Here is a 19564-nt window from a genome sequence, read left to right on the forward strand (position 1 = left end):
TCCGATGAGCGTAATCCTGGAAATATGGGACATTGGAGGAGGAAGTGGATTCACAGCTTCCGCACAGCTCACGCAGGGTAAGGGACCGTCCATGTCTGTAGTCGAACAGTACGCGCGAGCCCAGATCGTCACGGACGAGGACGTCCAGGTGCTCGAGGAGAAGGGAGCGGTTCCGGTCGTTCTGCGCTACGACCCCGACATCGACCCGCGCGCGGTCCGCATACGTCTGCCCGGCCCGCACGAGTGGTCCTTCTCCCGGTCCCTGCTCGAACAGGGCCTGCGCGCACCGGCCGGCTCCGGCGAGGTACGGGTGTGGCCGTGCGGGCGGGTGCAGGCCGTGGTCGAGTTCCACTCCGCGCAGGGCACGGCGGTCGTGCAGTTCGAGATGAAGACCCTGATCCGCTTCCTGCGCCGGACGTACATAGCGGCCGCGACGCCGGTACGCGGCTGACGCGCGCGTCAGCCGCCCTTCTTCAGCAGCGCCGCCACGATCGGTCCCGCCGTCTCCCCGCCGTGCCCGCCCGACTGGACGACGCCCGCGGCGGCCAGGTCGCCCCGGTACGCCGTGAACCAGCCGTTGGGCTTCTTCTGACCGTCGACCTCGGCGGAGCCGGTCTTCGCACCGACGTCACCGGTGACTCCCGCCATCGCCTCCGCCGCCGTGCCGTACGCCGCCGTGTAGGCCATCAGCTCCCGCAGCTGCGACAGGGCGGACGCGGACAGCGTGCGCGAGGCCGTGGCCAGCTTGCGCCCGTCCACCGACGGGGCGACCAGGTACGGCTGGTGGAAGACGCCCGCCTTGATCGTCGCCGACACCGACGCCATGTTCAGCGGGTTCATCCGCACCCCACCCTGACCGATGAGCGACGCCGCCATCTGGGCGTCGGACTGCACCGGCACGGCGCCGTCGAAGGTCGGTACCCCGACCGACCAGTTGTTCTGCGACAGACCGAACACCTGCTGTGCCTGCTTGGTCAGATCGTCGTCGGCCAGCTCGGGCGCCTGGCTGATGAAGGCCGTGTTGCAGGACCGCGCGAAGCTCGCCTTGAACGTCCCGTCCTTGATCTGGAACTTGTCGTCGTTCTGGAACTTCCAGCCCCCGTACGAGAAGTACTTGGGGCACGGATGCTGCTTGTCCGCGGACGCCAGCCCCTTCTCGATCAGCAGCGACGACGTGATGACCTTCATCGTCGAACCGGGCGCCAGCGAGCCCTGGAAGGCGGTGTTGAAGCCGCGGGAGGCGTTCGCGACCGCCAGGATCTCGCCCGTCGAGGGCCGCAGCACGACCACCGACGCCCGCGCCTTCGAGGCGACCTGGCCCTCCGCCGCCGCCTGCATCGACGGGCTGAGCGTCGTCTTCACCTCGCCCGGCGTGCCCTCGCTCAGCTCCAGCAGCGTCTTGTCGGACAGCTCCTTGGCCTGGGAGGCCTTCCCGCGGACCACCTGGAGCTCGACGCCCGCCTTGCCGCCCGCCGTCTTGCCGTACTTCTCGCGCAGCCCGTCCAGCACCGGCGCAAGCGACGGGTACTCCTTCGTGGTCAGCTCCCCGCCGTCCCGGTCCAGCGCCGTCACCGGCGGTGTCCCGGACTCGCCGGTCACGAGCCGGTCGCCGGCCCGCAGGTCGGGGTGCACGACGGACGGCTCCCAGGCGACGATCGGCGTGCCGTCCGGGTCCTGTCGTACGACCTTCAGTGAGCTGTCGTACGACAGCGGCTTGCTGACCCCCTTGTACGACACCGTGCCCTTCACGGTGAACGGGAGCCGGTCACCCGTGCGGGTGCCGGGGGTGAGCGTGACGTCCTTGATGTGGGCGTCCTTGGCGTGGGCGGTCAGCAGGGTCTTCGCCGCGGTGGCGTCGTCCGTGGCGGCCGCCGCCCGCGTCACCCGGCCCTGCTGCCAGGCCGTGAGGAACTCCCGGGCGGCGGTGGTGACCTCGGTGGCCGACAGCGGGCCGGTCTTCACGGACTTCTTCCCGCCGGCGGAGGTCGCCGACGTGCCGTCCTCGGCCGCGGCCCCGCCACCGAACAGCGCGTAGGCGCCGATCCCGGCACCGCCGACGACCACGGCGATCATCCCGCCGATGACGGCGGGCTTCGTCTTCCGTCGCTCGGCGACGCGCCTTCTCTTGCCCACTGCTTCCCGATCCTCCGCGCATTCCCGGGTCCCGCCGCCCGCATGGCCGGCTACGACCCCTGCAGCCGTACCGGCCTCGTAGCACTCACAGTCCCCAACGACGGCCCCACCCTAGAGTCCCGTCCTGTGCGGGGGAGATGTGGGTGACATCAGCCACCCGCCCGCAGGACGGCCGCCACGATCGGACCGGCCGCGTCACCGCCACGACCGCCCTGCTGGGCCATGGCCGCCGCCGCAACGTCGTTGCGATAGCCAGTGAACCAGCTGTTGGCCTTGGCCTGCCCGTCCACTTCCGCCGAACCGGTCTTCGCCCCGATGTCGCCGCCCAGCCGGGACATCACGCCGGCCGCGGTGCCGCTGGTGGCGGTGCGGTTCATCATGGCGCGCAGCTGGGCGACGGTGTTGCCGGACAGGCCCTGCGCCCGGGCCAGTTCACGGTCGTCGAGGCTCTGCGGCACGATCACCGGCTGCCGGAACGTGCCCGTCATGGCCGTCGCCGTCACCGAGGCCATGTTCAGCGGGCTCATCTGCACCTGGCCCTGGCCGATCATGTTGGCCGCGGTGTCCGGACCGCCGGACGCGGGGACCGAGCCGTCGAAGGAGGGGATACCGACCTGCCAATTGTCCTGGCCGAGCCCGAAGCGCTCCTGCGCCTCCTTGTTCAGGGAGTCCACCTTCACCTCGTCCGCGAACTTGATGAAGGCCGTGTTGCAGGAGCGGGCGAAGCTCTCGGAGAGGGTGGCGTTCTCGTTGGGCGTCATGCCGGTGAGGTTGTGGAAGGTCTGGCTCTCCGATATCGCAGAGTCGGGGCACGGCGCCGGACCGTTCATGGAGGTGAGCCCGTTGTCGATGAGGGTCGCTGCGCTGAGGATCTTCATCGTGGAGCCGGGTGCCACCTGGCCGAGGAACGCCGCGTTCCAGCCGTCCGTGCGGTTGTTGGCGACCGCCAGCACCTCGCCGGTGCTCGGTTTGACGGCGACCACGGACGACTCGTCGTACTGCTTGACCGCCTTCTCGGCCGCCGCCTGCACGCTCGCGCTGAGGGTCGTCGGCAGTCTGCCCGGCTTGCCCTTGGACAGGGTCAGCAGCGAGGTGTCGGCCGCCTCGCTCGCCGTGTGCCGGACGGCGAGTTCGACGCCGGGGGTGCCGCCGGCCTTGTCGCCGTAGCGGGCGCGCAGTTCGTCCAGGATCGGGCCCAGCGAGGGGTACTTCTCCTTCGTCAGGACGGTGCCGTCTCGGCCGACCGCCTCGATGGGCGGGTTCTCCGACTCCTCCGTGACGAGGGTGTCGCCGTCCTTCAGAGCGGGATGGACGACGGACGGCTTCCAGTCGACGAGCGCCCGCCCCGTCGTGACCCCGCGGACGACGGTGAGGCGGCTGTCGTACGCGAGCGGCTTGGACTTCCCGTCGTACGACACCGTTGCCTTCACCGAGAAGGGGACCGTACGGCCGCTCGCCCTGCCCGGCGTGATCTTCACGTCGGTGAGGTGCGCGTCCTGACCGAAGGACGTCAGCAGCGGCTCGGCCTCGGCCTCGTTGTTCGTGTACGACGCCGCCTTCGCGCCCTGCGCCTTCTCCCACGCGGCGAAGAACGCGCGTGTCGTCTCCTCGACCTCCGCGCTGCTGGGCGGCCCGGTCTCTGCGGCCTCCGGCCCGGCCGCGCCCGATCCGCCGTCGCCGTTCAGCGCGGACACGAAGTTGTAGGCGCCGTACCCGGCCCCTCCCACCATCACGACGAACACACCGCCGACGACGGCAGTCTTGACCCCCTTGCGCACGATGCGCTCCCTCCCCGTACTCGATCTCCGCACTCTAGGCGGGAGCTGTGAAGGACGGGGCGGGTGTTTCTCGGATTGTTAGACCGGTCGTCAGACCCAGGTGTCCAGCCACATCCGTGAACGCCAGTCGTCGATCGGGATCGCGGTGCCGGTGTACAGGGGCCAGAAGTAGATGAAGTTCCACGCGATCAGCAACACCAGCACGCCCGCACCCGTCGCTCCCGCCACCCGGCGGGTGTCGCTCGAGCGGGCCGGGCCGACCAGCGCGCCGGCCAGCATCGCCACCGCCAGACAGAGGAACGGCACGAAGACCACGGCGTAGAAGAAGAAGATCGTCCGCTCCTGGTACATGAACCAGGGCAGATAACCCGCCGCGATCCCGCAGGCGATCGCGCCCGCCCGCCAGTCGCGGCGGAAGAACCAGCGCCACAGGACGTACAGGAGCGCGAAGCAGGCCACCCACCACAGCATCGGCGTGCCCAGCGCCAGCACCTCGCGGGCGCACTTCTCGCCGGCGTCGACCGGGCAGCCGTCCTTGCCGGGGGCCGGCGACTCGTAGAAGTACGACACCGGGCGGCCGGTGACGAGCCAGCTCCACGGGTTCGACTGGTACGTGTGCGGCGAGGACAGGCCGACGTGGAACTCGTACACCTGGTGCTCGTAGTGCCACAGGCTGCGCCACCAGTCCGGGAAGAGCCACGACCAACTGCTCTCCTTGCCGTCGGTCGCCGCCCAGTTGCGGTAGTAGCCGCCGGAACCGTCGGTGGCGGAGAGGATCCAGCCGGTCCAGGAGACGATGTAGGTGGCGACGGCGACCGGCACCGTGCACAGGAACGCCCAGCCCAGGTCGCGCTTGAGCACGGCCGCGTACGGGTGGCGGGCGCCCGCGACCCGGCGCGAGCCGACGTCCCACAGCACCGCCATCACGCAGAACGCCGCCAGGATGTACAGGCCGTTCCACTTGGTGCCGATGGCCAGGCCCAGCATCAGACCCGCCGCCAGCCGCCAGGGGCGCCAGCCGATCCGCGTGTTCTCCGCCGTGTACGCGTCCGGGCGGACCCGGCCGTCGGCGTCCGCCGGGAGCGCGGCGGCCAGTTTCTCCCGCGCCTTGTCGCGGTCGATCAGCAGGCAGCCGAACGCCGCCAGCACGAAGAACATCAGCACGCCGTCGAGCAGCGCCGTACGGCTCATCACGAAGTGCAGGCCGTCCACCGCCATCAGCGCGCCCGCGAGACAGCCGAGGAACGTGGAGCGGAAGAGGCGGCGGCCGATGCGGCAGAGCAGCAGGACGGAGAGGGTGCCGAGGAGCGCCGTCATGAACCGCCAGCCGAACGGGGTGAACCCGAACATCAGCTCGCCGAGCCCGATGACGTACTTGCCGACCGGCGGATGCACGACATACGCCGCGTCCGTCGGGATCGGAACGTTTCCGTTCGAGGAGAGGATGAGGTCGTTGACGTTCTTGTCCCAGTTGACCTCAAACCCGCGGTGGACGATCGCCCACGCGTCCTTGGCGTAGTACGTCTCGTCGAATATCACCGCCTTCGGGTTGCCCAGGTTCCAGAACCGCAGCACGCCCGCGAACAGCGTCACCAGCAGCGGACCGCCCCAGCCGGACCAGCGGACGATCCGCTCGGCGAGCGTGTGCCGGATGCCGAGGCTCGCCCACAGCCGCGGGGAGGGCTCGGTGTACGGCGGCACCAGCCGGTCCCGGACATCGCCGCGGGATCCCGACGGCACATATCCGAAACGGCGCAGCCGCTGCTGCCACGAGGGCCGCTGCTCGTGGGGGGCCTGCTCCTGCCGGGTGTCCGTGGCGGACGCGGTACTGGTCACCGCGCCATCGTAGGGAACAGGTCTGTGGGAGTCCCGTGGACCGCTCCTGCGAGGATGGAAACGTGACTGGAACCCTTGTACTGGCAGGCACTCCCATCGGCGACATCGCGGACGCCCCGCCCCGGCTCGCCGAGGAACTGGCCGGGGCCGACGTGGTCGCCGCCGAGGACACCCGGCGGCTGCGGCGGCTCACCCAGGCGCTGGGTGTCACGCCCAAGGGGCGCGTCGTGTCGTACTTCGAGGGCAACGAGGCCGCCCGTACGCCGGAACTGGTCGAGGAACTGCTCGGCGGCGCGCGCGTGCTGCTGGTGACGGACGCCGGGATGCCGTCGGTGTCGGACCCGGGGTACCGGCTGGTCGCGGCGGCCGTGGAGAAGGACATCAAGGTCACGGCCGTGCCCGGTCCGTCCGCCGTACTCACCGCGCTCGCACTGTCCGGGCTGCCCGTGGACCGGTTCTGCTTCGAGGGGTTCCTGCCACGCAAGGCGGGCGAGCGGCTGTCGCGGCTGCGGGAGGTCTCCGGCGAGCGCCGGACGCTCGTCTACTTCGAGGCCCCGCATCGGCTCGACGACACGCTCGCAGCGATGGCCGAGGTGTTCGGGACGGAGCGACGGGCCGCCGTGTGCCGGGAGCTGACCAAGACGTACGAGGAGGTCAGACGGGGTTCGCTGGGGGAGCTCGCGGAATGGGCCGCGGAGGGGGTTCGGGGGGAGATCACCGTCGTGGTCGAGGGGGCGCCGGAGAAGGCCGAGGCTGTCGACGCGGAGGAGATGGTGCGGCGGGTGCGGGTGCGGGAGGAAGCCGGCGAGCGGCGTAAGGAGGCGATTGCTGCGGTGGCTGTGGAGGTGGGGGTGCCGAAGCGGGTTGTCTTCGACGCGGTGGTTGCTGCTAAGCGCCGTTGAGGGTCGGGGGTCGTGGCGGTCTGCGGGGTGTGGGTGGCTTGTCGCGCCCACGCGGCGGAGCCGCATATCGACACAGCCCCGCGCCCCTTCAGGGCGTTTTCCATGCGTCGGTAAAGGGGTCTGGGCGTTTGGGCAAGGTAGGGCCAAGTGCCGCTCAACACTGGGCAGATCTCGTGATTTCGCTGCCGGTGAGGAGTCCACTGGGTGGCGGGATGTAATCCGTCCCTCCAGCGGACAACAGGAGCTGGCAATGAGCGAGATCACAGGACAGACCGGCCTTCGTAACGGGGCGACCGCCGTGGTCGACGAGTCGTATTCCTTCGCCTGCATGCGCTGCGGGCACGGCTGGGAGCAGTCGTACGAGATCGAGCACCACACGGACGCGGAGGGCCGCGAGTTCGTGATGTACGTGGCGGACGGGCGGGTGGTGCCCTCGCCGCTGAGCCGGCCCACGTGCCGGAACTGCGACGGGCATGTGGTGCGCATCATGCGGGCCGGGCAGGTGTCGTCGGTGCGCGATGCGGCGCGTCGGGTCCCTCCGGCGAGGTCGGCCGAGGCGCCGACGGGTGAGCGGCACCGCCACTGGCATCTGTCGGATCTGCTGCACCCGTTCCAGCGCCGGGCGAGCTGAGACGGTCGGCGGCTCGGGGGAGGCGTGGCCCTTTCGTAGGATCGGGACATGCCTTCCCCCGCCGAAGCCCCGCCCCTGCCCGAACCCCTCCGGGTCCCGGTCGCCGACTCCCACACCCACCTCGACATGCAGTCCGGCACGGTGGAGGAGGGTCTCGCCAAGGCCGCGTCGGTCGGTGTGACGACGGTGGTGCAGGTGGGGTGCGACGTGAACGGCTCCCGGTGGGCGGCCGAGACGGCGGCGGCGTACGAGAACGTCCACGCGGCCGTCGCGCTGCATCCCAACGAGGCCCCGCGCATCGTCCACGGGGATCCTGACGGCTGGTCGCGGCAGGGGGCGCGCGAGCCGGGCGGTGACGCCGGGCTCGACGAGGCGCTCGCCGAGATCGACCGGCTGGCCGCGCTGCCGCAGGTGAAGGCCGTCGGGGAGACGGGGCTGGACTACTTCCGCACCGGCCCGGAGGGCAAGGAGGCGCAGGAGCGGTCCTTCCGCGCCCATGTCGAGATCGCCAAGCGGCACGGCAAGGCGCTGGTCATCCACGACCGCGAGGCTCATGCGGATGTGCTGCGGGTCCTGAAGGAGGAGGGCGCGCCCGATCGGACCGTCTTCCACTGCTACTCCGGTGACGCGGAGATGGCGGAGCTGTGCGCCCGCGCCGGTTACTACATGTCCTTCGCCGGAAACGTCACCTTCAAGAACGCCCAGAACCTGCGAGACGCGCTCGCCGTGGCCCCGCTGGAGCTGGTGCTGGTGGAGACCGACGCGCCCTTCCTGACGCCGGCGCCGTACCGCGGACGGCCCAACGCCCCGTATCTCGTTCCGGTCACGGTGCGCGCGATGGCCGCCGTGCGCGGCATCGACGAGGACGCGCTGGCGACGGCCCTCGGCGCGAACACGGCGCGTGCCTTCGGTTACTGACCCATAACGCACCACGCTGTGTAGTCGCGTCGTTTTGGAGAGTGGCGAACGCTCGGCTAGGTTCTGGGGGCCCGATCCGGACCCCTCCGGCCCCTGGAGCGTGTCGGCGTGAGCAACTCGCAGTTCGAGACGTACAAGCCATATGAACCGTATGAGTCATACGAGCCATATGAGACTTACGAGGCATATGGCGCCTATGAGTCATCGGCGTACGCCGGTTTTGATGTGCACAGTGCGCCGACGCTGGCGTATGGCGCCACGTATGACACATACGACACGTGCGACACAGACGATGACACGTACCGGCCCGCTTACGAGAGGCCCGATCCTGTGCTGCCCCGGCAGGGCGGGTCGCGCGCCGGAGTGGAGCGGCGGGGTGCGCGCCGACGCAGAGGGCGGTACGCCGAGCGCGCGGACGGCTCCGTGCGCCGTCTGCTCCCGCAGGCACTGGTCGTCGCCTTCCTCGCCGGTGGCACCACTGCGTTCGTCGCCGAGGACAAGGCCGTCGAGCTCAGCGTCGACGGCGAACCGCGCCGGCTGCACACCTTCGCCGACGATGTGACCGAGCTGCTCGCGGAGGAGGGCGTGGAGGTGGGGGCGCACGACGTGGTCACACCCGCCCCCGGCACGGAACTCGCCAACGGCGACGAGATCGCCGTGCACTACGGGCGCCCCGTCCGGCTCACCCTCGACGGCGAACGGCGCGAGGTGTGGACGACGGCGCGCACGGTGGAAGGGGCGCTCAAGCAGCTGGGGGTGCGTGCGGAGGGCGCGTACCTGTCCGCCTCGCGCTCCCGGCGTATCGGGCGTGCGGGCCTCACGCTCGACGTGCGCACCGAGCGGTCCGTGACGATCATGGCGGACGGCCGCGCCCGCACCATCCGCACCAACGCCGCCACCGTGGGCGAGGCCGTCGACGAGGCCGGGATCACCCTGCACGGCCAGGACACCACCTCCGTCCCGGCCGACAGCTTCCCGCGCGACGGGCAGACGGTCAGCGTGCTGCGGATCACCGCCACGAGGGAGGTGATCGAGGAGCAGATCCCGTTCCAGGTGCGGCGGATCGAGGATCCGACGGTTTTCCGGGGCACGGAGGTCATCGAGCGGGCCGGGCAGCCGGGCCTGCGCCGGGTCACGTACTCCGTGCGCAGCGTGAACGGGGTCCGGCAGAAGCCGCGGCGGATCGGCTCCGAGGTCGTGCGCGAGCCGACCACGCAGGTGGTGAAGGTGGGGACGCAGCCGTTGCCGACGTCCGTGCAGAGCGCCGACCACCTCAACTGGCAGGGCCTCGCGGCATGCGAGTCCGGCGGCCGCCCCGGCGCGGTCGACGCCTCGGGAACGTACGGCGGCCTCTACCAGTTCGACGCCCACACCTGGCGCAGCCTGGGCGGCACCGGCCGCCCCCAGGACGCACCGGCCACCGAACAAACCCTCCGAGCAAAGAAGCTCTACGTACGCCGAGGCACGGCCCCCTGGCCACACTGCGGGTCGCGGCTGCACACGTGACGCGACGCACGCAGCTACGAACGCCGGACAACCGAAGAACCCCGCCACCAACCGCCCCGTACCCTTGTCCCCGTGACCAGCCCCACCCCCGACGCCCTCCTGGGCCCCGCCGACATCCGTGACCTGGCGGAAGCCCTCGGCGTACGCCCCACCAAACAGCGCGGCCAGAACTTCGTCATCGACGCCAACACGGTCCGCCGTATCGTCCGCACCGCGGACGTCCGCCCCGACGACGTGGTCGTGGAGGTCGGCCCGGGACTCGGCTCGCTCACCCTCGCCCTGCTCGAGGTCGCCGATCGTGTCACCGCCGTGGAGATCGACGACGTACTCGCCGCAGCACTGCCCGCGACGATCGCGGCCCGCATGCCGGACCGAGCGGAGCGCTTCGCGCTGGTGCACTCCGACGCGATGCACGTGACCGAGCTGCCGGGCCCGCCCCCGACCGCGCTGGTCGCCAACCTTCCCTACAACGTCGCCGTGCCCGTCCTGCTGCACATGCTGGACACCTTCCCGAGCATCGAGCGCACCCTCGTGATGGTGCAGGCCGAGGTCGCCGACCGGCTCGCCGCGGCGCCCGGCTCGAAGGTGTACGGCGTGCCGTCCGTGAAGGCGAACTGGTACGCCGAGGTCAAGCGGGCCGGCGCCATCGGCCGTAACGTCTTCTGGCCCGCGCCCAACGTCGACAGCGGGCTCGTCTCGCTCACCCGCCGCCCCGAGCCGCTGAAGACCACCGCCACGAAGCGCGAGGTCTTCGCCGTGATCGACGCGGCGTTCGCCCAGCGCCGCAAGACCCTGCGGGCCGCGCTCGCGGGGTGGGCCGGTTCGGCGGCGACCGCCGAGGCGGCGCTCGTCGCGGCCGGGGTCTCGCCGCAGGCGCGTGGCGAGGCGCTGACCGTCGAGGAGTTCGCCCGTATCGCGGAGCACAAGGAAGCCGGCGCCCAGCACAAGGAGTCCGAGTAAGTGAGCGCGAGCGTCACCGTACGCGTCCCCGCCAAGGTCAACGTCCAGCTCGCGGTCGGCGCCGCCCGCCCCGACGGCTTCCATGACCTGGCCAACGTCTTCCTGGCGGTCGGGCTGTACGACGAGGTCACGGTCACCGCGGCCGACGAGCTCCGCGTCACCTGCGACGGCCCGGACGCCGACCAGGTCCCCCTGGACCGTACGAACCTCGCGGCCCGCGCGGCCGAAGCCCTCGCCGAGCGGTACGGCCGCACCCCCGACGTGCACATCCACATCGCCAAGGACATCCCCGTCGCCGGCGGCATGGCGGGCGGCAGCGCGGACGGCGCGGGTGCGCTGCTGGCCTGTGACGCGTTGTGGGGCACGGGCGCCTCCCGTGACGAACTGCTCGACATCTGCGCCGAGTTGGGCAGCGATGTGCCGTTCAGCCTGGTCGGCGGGGCGGCGCTCGGTACGGGACGCGGCGAGAAGCTGACCACGCTCGAAGTCGGCGGCACCTTCCACTGGGTGTTCGCGATGGCGGACCGAGGGCTGTCGACCCCGGCGGTCTTCCGGGAGTTCGACCGGCTCGGCGAGGGCACGGACATCCCCGAGCCGCTCGCCTCCCAGGCGCTCCTGGACGCCCTGGCCAAGGGTGACCCGGACGCGCTCGCCGCGGCCGTCTCCAACGACCTCCAGCCGGCCGCCCTCTCGCTGTTCCCAGAGCTCGCCGACACCCTCGCGGCCGGCCGCGCCGCCGGCGCCCTCACCGCGCTGGTCTCCGGCTCCGGTCCGACGACCGCGTTCCTCGCCCGCGACCCCGAGTCCGCGGCGAAGGTGGCCGAGGCGCTGCGCGCGTCGGGGACGTGCCGGACGGTGCGTACGGCTTCGGGGCCGGCGCCGGGGGCGACGGTGATCGGCTGACCGCGGCGGCGAGAGCTCGACATCCTCCTTCCCTCACCCGATCTCCACGAGAACTTGGGGTAGTTGTGGTGCTGGTGGGGCAGGCGGGGCCACTAGATTTTCTTGAAGGTTGGATGAATCCACCCCCTCCTCCCACCGCAAGAAGAGGCACCTGTCCCGCCGTGGCGTGATCGGCGCCGCCGGTGCCGTGGCCGCCGGGGCCGCGCTCACCCCCGTGGTCTTCGCGGCCGGCGAGTCCGACGACGCCACCACCACGGACGCCGGGACGAAGCCGGAGACCTTCCCGGCCACCCGCTCCGCCGCCGCCACCGGCACCGGAACCGCCACCACCGCCTTCGCCGCCTCCTACGTCGCCGTCCGCTGGAAGGGCACCACGGACGGCGCCGGGATCCGTTTCGGCGACGGTGCCTGGCAGCCCCTGACCGCCGGCTGCGCGACCGTCGAGGACGGCGGTACGGCGCTCGTCGCGGCCGACGCGGCCAGGTCGTACGAAGTGAAGGCGCCGGACGGAGCGACCGCTGTGCACTCGCTCGCGATCGACACCACCGACGGACCGGACCGCACCTTCAAGGTGCCGTCCGGGCCCACGCGCATGCGGGGCGTGCGGTATCTGTCCCGCCCGGCGTGGGGCGCCGACGAGTCGCTGCGCCACAAGGACGGCCAGGTCGACTCGCCCGAGCAGTACTACCCGTTGCAGACGATCACGGTCCACCACACGGCCACGCCCAATGCGGACCCGGACCCGGCGGCCACCGTCCGGGGTATCTACGAGTTCCACGCCGTCACCAACGACTGGGGCGACATCGGCTACCACTTCCTCATCGACGAGGCGGGCGTCATCTACGAGGGCCGCTACTCCGGCGACGACGGCCTGCCCGCCTTCGACCCGGACGGCAACCTCGTCACCGCCTTCCACACCGCCGGCTACAACTCCGGCAACCTCGGCATCGCCCTCCTCGGCACGCCGGCCGACCAGGGCCCCACGGACGCCGCGAAGGCCTCCCTGACCCGGCTGATCAAGGTGATCGCCCGCTTCAAGGGCCTGGACCCGCAGGCGAAGGTCACCTTCGTCAACCCGGTCAACGGCGTGACCAAGGACGTGCCCGTGGTGAGCGGTCACCGCGACTGGCTGGAGACCGACTGCCCCGGGCAGACGATGTACGACCTGCTCGCCGAGGTCCGCGCGGCAGCGGCACCTCGCTGACCTGCGCGTATCGGTCACCTCCCGGCGCGGACTACGCTGGGAGGCTGACCGATCCCCGCGAGCAGGAGCGAAATGGCCGTCAATCTGGTCAATGTCGAGAACGTCAGCAAGGTGTACGGCACCCGCGCCCTTCTCGACGGCATCTCCCTGGGCGTCTCGGAAGGGGACCGCATCGGCGTCGTCGGCCGCAACGGCGACGGCAAGACCACGCTGATCCGGATGCTCGCCAAGCTGGAGCAGGCCGACACCGGCCGGGTCACCCACTCCGGCGGCCTGCGCATGGGCGTGCTCACCCAGCACGACTCCCTCGACCCCGAGGCCACCGTCCGCCACGAGGTGATCGGCGACATGGCCGACCACGAGTGGGCGGGCAACGCCAAGATCAGGGACGTGCTCACCGGTCTGTTCGGCGGGCTCGACCTGCCGGGGTTCCCGAAGGGCCTCGACACGGTCATCGGGCCGCTCTCCGGTGGCGAGCGGCGGCGTATCGCGCTCGCCAAGCTGCTCATCGACGAGCAGGACCTGATCGTCCTCGACGAGCCCACCAACCACCTCGACGTCGAGGGCATCTCCTGGCTGGCGCAGCACCTGCGCGAGCGCCGCTCGGCCCTGGTCTGCGTCACCCACGACCGCTGGTTCCTCGACCAGGTCTGCACCCGCATGTGGGACGTCCAGCGCGGGGCGGTGTACGAGTACGAGGGCGGCTACTCCGACTACGTCTTCGCCCGCGCCGAGCGCGAGCGGATCGCCGCGACCGAGGAGGTCAAGCGGCAGAACCTGGTCCGCAAGGAGCTGGCCTGGCTGCGCCGCGGCGCCCCCGCCCGTACGTCCAAGCCGCGCTTCCGCGTCGAGGCCGCCAACGAGCTGATCAAGGACGTACCACCGCCCCGGGACAGCTCCGAGCTGATGAAGTTCGCCTCCTCCCGGCTCGGCAGGACGGTCTTCGACCTGGAGGACATCACCGTCCAGGCCGGTCCCAAGGTGCTGCTCAAGCACGTCACCTGGCACCTCGGCCCCGGCGACCGCATCGGCCTCGTCGGCGTCAACGGCGCCGGCAAGACCTCCCTGCTGCGCGCCATGGCCGACGCGGCGCAGACGGAGGGCGAGGCGCAGCCGGCGGGCGGGCGGATCGCCGTGGGCAAGACGGTCAAGCTCGCGTACCTGTCGCAGGAGGTCGCCGAGCTCGACCCGAACTGGCGGGTCCTGGAAGCCGTCCAGCGGGTGCGCGAGCGCGTCGACCTCGGCAAGGGACGCGAGATGACCGCGGGCCAGCTGTGCGAGACGTTCGGCTTCAACAAGGAGAAGCAGTGGACGCCGGTCGGCGACCTGTCCGGCGGTGAGCGCCGCCGCCTCCAGCTGCTGCGCCTGCTCATGGACGAGCCCAACGTCCTCTTCCTCGACGAGCCGACCAACGACCTCGACATCGAGACCCTCACCCAGCTCGAGGACGTCCTCGACGGCTGGCCCGGCTCGATGATCGTCATCTCCCACGACCGGTTCTTCATCGAGCGCACCACCGACCGCGTGTACGCCCTCCTCGGCGACGGCACGCTGCGGATGCTGCCGCGCGGCATCGACGAGTACCTGGAGCGGCGCCGGAAGATGGAGGAGGCGGCCGCCGCGTCCGCCCCGGCCGCCCCCGCGAAGCCGGCCGCCGAGAAGAGTGCCGCCGACCAGCGTGCCGCCAAGAAGGAGCTCCAGAAGATCGAGCGGCAGCTGGACCGGATCTCCGAGAAGGAGACCAAGCTGCACGCCCAAATCGCTGAAAACGCAACGGACTTCGCAAAGGTGGCCGAACTCGACGCCGAGCTGCGGCAGTTGACGGGGGAGCGCGAGGAGCTGGAGCTGCGCTGGCTCGAACTCGCCGAGGACGCCTGAGCTCTGCGCGCGGGGCGCGCACGCCTCGTGAAGGGGGCGTGAAGGCGCGTAACGAGGGCATCACGGGCCGGTCCTCCCTTGGGAACAGGGGAGGATCCGGCCCCGTGTCGTGTCGGTCCCGGGTGATAGAAAGGCCGTCTGAGAGCCGTCTGAGAAGCATGGATGTGGCGGAAACACAGCGCCACCGGGCGCGGGCCACATCGGTCACATGCTCATCAGCCACAAGGGGGAACCGCTGATGACCCAGCCGCCCAACCCGCCGCCGAACGGCGGCTTCGGCGCGCCACAGGACCCGCCGCCGGGCGGCTTCGGCGCACCGCAGGACCCGCGGCAGGGCACACCCCCTCCGCCCGCCCAGCCGCCCCAGACGCCGCCGCCCCCGCAGGGCGCCCCGCAGCCGGGTTACGGCTATCCGCAGCAGCAGCCCGGCCCGTACGCCCAGCCGGGCCCGTACGGCACCCCCGGCCCCTACGGGCAGCCGAACGCACAGGGCCCGTACGGCCAGCCGCAGCAGCCCGGCCCGTACGGCCCGCAGCCCGGCTACGGCTACCCGCAGTCTCAGTACCCCGGCGGCCCAGGCACCCCGCCGCCCGGCTCCGGCTCGCGCAACCCCTTCAAGGGCCGGCCCGCCCTGGTGATCGGTGCCGCGGTGGCGGCGCTGCTCGTCATCGGCGGCACCGTGTTCGCGGTGACCAGCGGCGGTGACGACGACGGGAAGAAGAAGCCGGTCGCCGGGCCGAGCGACGACGCCGAGCCCACCGCCTCCGACGACCCGGTCAACCCCGGGGACGGAAGCGGTGACGGCGGCGAGGACCCGGAGGACCTCAACGCGGGCCGCCAGGCGGGCGAGGCGAAGGTGCTCTGGTACAAGGAGGCGCCCGACGCGCCCGGTTCCGGCGCTGACGCCCCCGGCATGTGGATCACCGACAAGACGGCGGTGAAGGCGGCGTACAAGCAGCTCCTCGCCTTCGACGTCGGTGACGGCAACCCCACTTGGGACCCCATCACCTTCCCGCAGAAGATCTGCGCGGTCACCCCGCAGAAGACGGCCGACGACAAGATCGTCGTGGCGTACATGAACGGCGCCAGCGACCGCGCCAAGTGCAACCAGATCCAGCAGGTCGACCTCAACACCGGCGCGAAGGGCTGGAGCGGCGAGGTCGCCGACGGCGCGCTGTTCGACAGTGCACTCACCATCGAGCTGTCGCTGACCGGCAACACGCTGATGGTGGGCCGCTCGCAGTCCGGCACGGCGTACGACATGGCCAGCGGCAAAAAGCTGTTCGACAAGAAGAAGTACGGCGACGCCTGCTTCCCGACCGCGTTCGCGGGCGGCAGCCGGCTGATCTCCGTCGCGTCCTGCGGTGCGGCCACGTCGAACGAGCACGACGAGATCCAGGAGCTGGAACCGCGCACCGGCCGGGTCCTGTGGACCCAGAAGTTCGACAAGGGCTGGCGGGTCGCCCGCACCTACTCCGTGGACCCGCTGGTCGTCTACAGCACCAACGACGACAAGGACGACTGGAACATCTCCACGCTCGACGCCAAGGGCGGGTTTCGCTCCCAGGTCGGCGTCGACGAGGACTTCGCCCCCGAGTGCGGCTGGTCCGTCCTCCAGCGCGACCTGACCGGCTGCGTGGGCGCCGCCGCCGACGCGAACACGCTCTACCTGCCCACCGAGGCCACCGGCGGCGCCAACGAGATCGTCGCGATCAACCTCGCCAACGGCAAGGAGAAGTGGCGCGTCAAGTCCCCCGCGGACGAGTCGATGCTGCCGCTGAAGATCGAGGGCGGCAAGCTCATCGCCTACGTCGAGGCGTCGTACGACGCCGGCGGCCAGATCGTGTCCATCCCGACGACCGGCAGCAGCCACAAGCCGGCGAAGCTCCTGCAGAACCCCGCCGGCGCAGCGGACGTCGAGGACAGCTTCTTCTCGCGGGACATCGACTGGGTGGACGGCCGTTTCTACCTCTCCTCCACGCGCCTGTCCGGCGACGACGAGGCGAAGGAGAAGCTGATGCTCGCCTACGGCAAGTGACGCGCTCCCCCGACTTCCTCCGTCCCCGTATCTCCGAGGTACCCACGTCATGACCCAGCCGCCGCCCCCGCCGCCCAACCAGCCCCCGCAGGGGGGAGGTTACGGCGCTCCGCAGTCCCCGCAGGGCCAGCCCCCGCAGCAGCCGCCCGGCTTCGGCGCGCCCCAGTCCCCGCAGACGCCCCCGCCGCCGGCCCAGCAGCCCGCGCAGCCCCCGCAGGGACAGCCCGGCTACGGCTACCCGCAGGCGCCCGCCGCCGCACCGCAGCCGCCTCAGGGCCCGCCGCAGCCCCCGCAGGGCACTCCGCCCCCCGGCTACGGCTATCCCGGCCAGCAGCCGAGCCCGTACGGCTACCCGGGCCAGCAGCCGAACCCGTACGGCCAGCAGCCCGGTTACGGCTACCCGCAGCAGACCGTGCCGATGCACCCGCAGGCCGGGGGCGGCCGGAAGCCGAACGCGCAGCTGCTCATCATCGTCGCGGCCGTCGTCGCGATCGCCGTGATCATCGGCGGCGGCGTCTGGTACGCGAACTCCTCCGGCGACAAGGGCAAGGACGACACCGCGAGCTCCAGCGGCGGCACCGGCGGCGACGACAAGGGCGGCACCTCCTCCAAGGGTTCAGAGAAGGTGCCGTCCGACCCGAACTCCAAGGTGCTGTTCCAGATCCCGCAGCCGGAGGTCGCCGAGGACGAGAGCGTCGTGGTCGAGGGCTCCTGGCTCACCGACAAGGTGTACGCCAAGAGCGGCGTCGCCGAGATCGTCGGCTACGACCCCGACAAGGGCACCAAGCTGTGGACGATCCCGCTGCCAGGCCCGGTCTGCGAGGCCAGCCAGCACGTCTCCCAGGACAACAGGACGGCCATCCTCTTCCAGCCGAAGATGCCCGCCAAGGACTCCTTCGAGGGGTGCAGCCAGGTCGCGGCGATCGACCTCGACACGGGCAAGAAGCTGTGGACGAAGACCGCCACCTCCGGTGACCAGCCGATCAGCTTCGACAACGTCACCGTCAGCGCGAACACGGTCGCCGTCGGAAGCAGCAGCGGCGGTGCCGCCTTCGACCTCGCCACCGGCGACGCGCTGTGGACGCCGAAGCCGGCGGACACCTGCTACGACTCCGGGTACGGCGGCGGCGCCAAGCTCGTCGCCGTGCGCAAGTGCGGTTCGTACGACGCGCGCGAGCTGCACATCCAGACCATCGACCCGAAGTCCGGGAAGGTCATCTCCGAGTACAAGATGGCCAGGGGCATCGAGTACGCCAGCGTCGTGTCGACCGACCCGCTGGTCGTCGCGGCCGACGTGGGCGACTCCGCGGGCGACGGCAGCGGCATCTCGGACTTCTTCTCCATCGACAACAAGACCGGCAAGCTGCTCACCCGTATCTCCGCGCCGGGCGACATCTACGCAGCCGACTGCGAGGGCATCACCCGGATCGAGGACTGCTCCGGGGTGGCGATCGGCAACGACCGGCTGTACCTGCCGACCGAAGAGGGTGACGGCTCCGGCGAGTACGGCAGGACCAACGAGATCGTCGTCTTCGACCTGGCCACCGGCAAGCAGACCGGCCAGCGCGCCGACGCAGGCGACGGTTACACGATCACGCCGCTGCGTATGGACGGCGGCAACGTGATCGCGTACAAGCGCGGGCCCTACGACAAGGGCGGTCAGGTCGTGTCCATCGACGGCAGCACCTTCAAGGAGACGAAGCTGCTGGAGAACCCCTCCACGGAGTCGGTGCTGGACGTGGAGCGGAGCATGTTGCCCGACTCCGCGGAGATCCTGTACGGGCAGGGCCGGCTGTTCATGTCGGACGTCTACGCGAGCGACTTTGGCAGTGCCGGTGACGAGGTGGAGTACCTGGTGATCGCATTCGGCGCCAAGTGATCGTTGCTCGTGCCGACGTTGCGGCCCCGTCCCTGCTCAGGGGCGGGGCCGTGCGCGTACCGCTCAACACCCTCGAATGAGAGGAATTTCGGCGATCCGGGGCACTTCTCACCAGTAGGGGCAGCGCAACGTCGAACAAGCGTGTAGCTTCCGGGGGCATGAAGGGCGCAGTGCCGGGGGGCCTGCGTGCCTGGGGTCTGTCCGTGGGGACCTGTGGGCATCCATAGTGGGCGTCCACTGGGGGGACTGGGGGGTTCGATGGGAGTGCGGCTCATGGTGGTCGACGACCACCGATTGCTCGCCGAGGCACTGGCCTCGGCACTGAAGCTGCGGGGACATCGGGTGCTGGCCGCGGCGGCGCCGACCGCGGGGGCGGCGGAGCTGGTGATCGCCCGGGCGCCGGAGGTGTGCCTGCTGGGGACGGCGACCCCGGCCGATCCGGGGGCATTTGACCCGGTGGTACGGATCAAGCGGGAGCGGCCGCAGGTGGCGGTCCTGGTGCTGGGCCCGGTACCGAGCCCGCGCGGAATCGCCGCGGCCTTCGCGGCGGGCGCGTCCGGCTACGTCCGTCACGACGAGCGCATAGAGGGCGTCGAGCGGGCGATCATGAAGGCGAGGGGAGGCGAGGCGGCCGTCGCGCCGCAGCTCCTCCAGGGGGCGTTCAGCGAACTGCTCAACCCCGCGGCCCAGCCCGACGACGAGGGCCAGCGGCTGCTGCAGATGCTCACGCCAAGGGAGATCGAGGTCCTGGTCCGCGTGGCCGACGGCGAGGACACCCGCCTGATCGCCGCGGGCATGGGCATCGCCCCATCGACGGCGCGCACCCACGTCCAACGAGTCCTGATGAAACTCGGAGTCGGTTCCCGCCTGGAGGCCGCAGCCCTCGCAGCCCGCACCGGCCTGCTGGACCGAGCGGGTCCACTGCACAACACCACACGGCCGGACAGCGAGACGGGGCCGGGCTCCTAGCGAACCCCAGCCCCGTTCACCGGCGTCGG

Annotated in this window: 15 protein-coding genes; 12 read left to right on the forward strand and 3 right to left on the reverse strand. The window is 71.0% G+C overall.

The genetic code is table 11. The features are described from left to right. Positions 1 to 91 precede the first annotated feature (91 nt). Entirely contained in the window at positions 92 to 451 is a 360-nt protein-coding gene (locus ACKTSN_RS27520; protein ID WP_409471558.1) for an SsgA family sporulation/cell division regulator, read from the forward strand. A gap of 8 nt (positions 452 to 459) precedes the next feature. Here ACKTSN_RS27520 and ACKTSN_RS27525 read toward each other — a convergent pair whose 3' ends face one another. From ACKTSN_RS27525 to ACKTSN_RS27535, 3 genes are all read right to left on the reverse strand, one after another. Continuing rightward, a complete protein-coding gene (locus ACKTSN_RS27525) occupies positions 460 to 2133 on the reverse strand; it encodes a penicillin-binding transpeptidase domain-containing protein (RefSeq protein ID WP_409471559.1) in 1674 nt (557 codons plus the stop codon). Between the two features lie 149 nt (positions 2134 to 2282). Continuing rightward, entirely contained in the window at positions 2283 to 3911 is a 1629-nt protein-coding gene (locus ACKTSN_RS27530) for a penicillin-binding transpeptidase domain-containing protein (RefSeq protein WP_409471560.1), read from the reverse strand. 90 nt (positions 3912 to 4001) lie between these two features. Next, the gene (locus ACKTSN_RS27535) at positions 4002 to 5747 is read right to left on the reverse strand and encodes a dolichyl-phosphate-mannose--protein mannosyltransferase (protein ID WP_409471561.1); all 1746 of its coding nucleotides are present in this window, start codon (positions 5745 to 5747) and stop codon (positions 4002 to 4004) included. A gap of 62 nt (positions 5748 to 5809) precedes the next feature. Here ACKTSN_RS27535 and rsmI point away from each other — a divergent pair, with 62 nt between their 5' ends. The 11 genes from rsmI (at position 5810) to ACKTSN_RS27590 (ending at position 19535) form a co-directional block, all read left to right on the forward strand. Continuing rightward, positions 5810 to 6649, forward strand: coding sequence for a 16S rRNA (cytidine(1402)-2'-O)-methyltransferase (gene rsmI / locus ACKTSN_RS27540; RefSeq protein WP_409471562.1), 840 nt, complete (start codon positions 5810 to 5812; stop codon positions 6647 to 6649). Positions 6650 to 6899: 250 nt separating this feature from the next. After that, complete coding sequence (locus ACKTSN_RS27545; RefSeq protein ID WP_409471563.1) at positions 6900 to 7280, forward strand: hypothetical protein; 381 nt, start codon at positions 6900 to 6902, stop codon at positions 7278 to 7280. Positions 7281 to 7328: 48 nt separating this feature from the next. After that, entirely contained in the window at positions 7329 to 8198 is an 870-nt protein-coding gene (locus tag ACKTSN_RS27550) for a TatD family hydrolase (protein ID WP_409471564.1), read from the forward strand. Positions 8199 to 8306: 108 nt separating this feature from the next. Next, complete coding sequence (locus tag ACKTSN_RS27555) at positions 8307 to 9704, forward strand: ubiquitin-like domain-containing protein (RefSeq protein WP_409471565.1); 1398 nt, start codon at positions 8307 to 8309, stop codon at positions 9702 to 9704. A 72-nt stretch (positions 9705 to 9776) separates the two neighbouring features. Beyond that, positions 9777 to 10664, forward strand: a complete 888-nt coding sequence (rsmA, locus tag ACKTSN_RS27560; protein WP_409471566.1) for a 16S rRNA (adenine(1518)-N(6)/adenine(1519)-N(6))-dimethyltransferase RsmA — start codon at positions 9777 to 9779, stop codon at positions 10662 to 10664. Continuing rightward, complete coding sequence (locus tag ACKTSN_RS27565; protein WP_409471567.1) at positions 10665 to 11567, forward strand: 4-(cytidine 5'-diphospho)-2-C-methyl-D-erythritol kinase; 903 nt, start codon at positions 10665 to 10667, stop codon at positions 11565 to 11567. It begins immediately after the preceding gene. Positions 11568 to 11676: 109 nt separating this feature from the next. Further along, a complete protein-coding gene (locus ACKTSN_RS27570) occupies positions 11677 to 12771 on the forward strand; it encodes a peptidoglycan recognition protein family protein (protein ID WP_409471568.1) in 1095 nt (364 codons plus the stop codon). 72 nt (positions 12772 to 12843) lie between these two features. Continuing rightward, complete coding sequence (locus tag ACKTSN_RS27575) at positions 12844 to 14649, forward strand: ABC-F family ATP-binding cassette domain-containing protein (RefSeq protein ID WP_409471569.1); 1806 nt, start codon at positions 12844 to 12846, stop codon at positions 14647 to 14649. A gap of 238 nt (positions 14650 to 14887) precedes the next feature. Beyond that, positions 14888 to 16687 (forward strand): PQQ-binding-like beta-propeller repeat protein, encoded by a 1800-nt coding sequence (locus tag ACKTSN_RS27580; RefSeq protein ID WP_409471570.1) that lies wholly within the window; start codon positions 14888 to 14890, stop codon positions 16685 to 16687. 49 nt (positions 16688 to 16736) lie between these two features. Beyond that, complete coding sequence (locus ACKTSN_RS27585) at positions 16737 to 18566, forward strand: PQQ-binding-like beta-propeller repeat protein (RefSeq protein WP_409471571.1); 1830 nt, start codon at positions 16737 to 16739, stop codon at positions 18564 to 18566. A gap of 258 nt (positions 18567 to 18824) precedes the next feature. Further along, positions 18825 to 19535, forward strand: a complete 711-nt coding sequence (locus ACKTSN_RS27590; RefSeq protein WP_409471572.1) for a helix-turn-helix transcriptional regulator — start codon at positions 18825 to 18827, stop codon at positions 19533 to 19535. The last annotated feature ends 29 nt before the right edge of the window (positions 19536 to 19564 follow it).

Source organism: Streptomyces flavusporus, assembly GCF_046267975.1.
Classification (GTDB): Bacteria; Actinomycetota; Actinomycetes; order Streptomycetales; family Streptomycetaceae; genus Streptomyces; species Streptomyces flavusporus.

Bases quoted from the DNA above. Each gene is read 5' to 3' on its own strand.
- ACKTSN_RS27520 (WP_409471558.1), top strand. From the start codon at position 92: ATGTCTGTAGTCGAACAGTACGCGCGAGCCCAGATCGTCACGGACGAG.
- ACKTSN_RS27545 (WP_409471563.1), top strand. From the start codon at position 6,900: ATGAGCGAGATCACAGGACAGACCGGCCTTCGTAACGGGGCGACCGCC.
- ACKTSN_RS27550 (WP_409471564.1), top strand. From the start codon at position 7,329: ATGCCTTCCCCCGCCGAAGCCCCGCCCCTGCCCGAACCCCTCCGGGTC.
- ACKTSN_RS27575 (WP_409471569.1), top strand. From the start codon at position 12,844: ATGGCCGTCAATCTGGTCAATGTCGAGAACGTCAGCAAGGTGTACGGC.
- ACKTSN_RS27580 (WP_409471570.1), top strand. From the start codon at position 14,888: ATGACCCAGCCGCCCAACCCGCCGCCGAACGGCGGCTTCGGCGCGCCA.
- ACKTSN_RS27585 (WP_409471571.1), top strand. From the start codon at position 16,737: ATGACCCAGCCGCCGCCCCCGCCGCCCAACCAGCCCCCGCAGGGGGGA.
- ACKTSN_RS27590 (WP_409471572.1), top strand. From the start codon at position 18,825: ATGGGAGTGCGGCTCATGGTGGTCGACGACCACCGATTGCTCGCCGAG.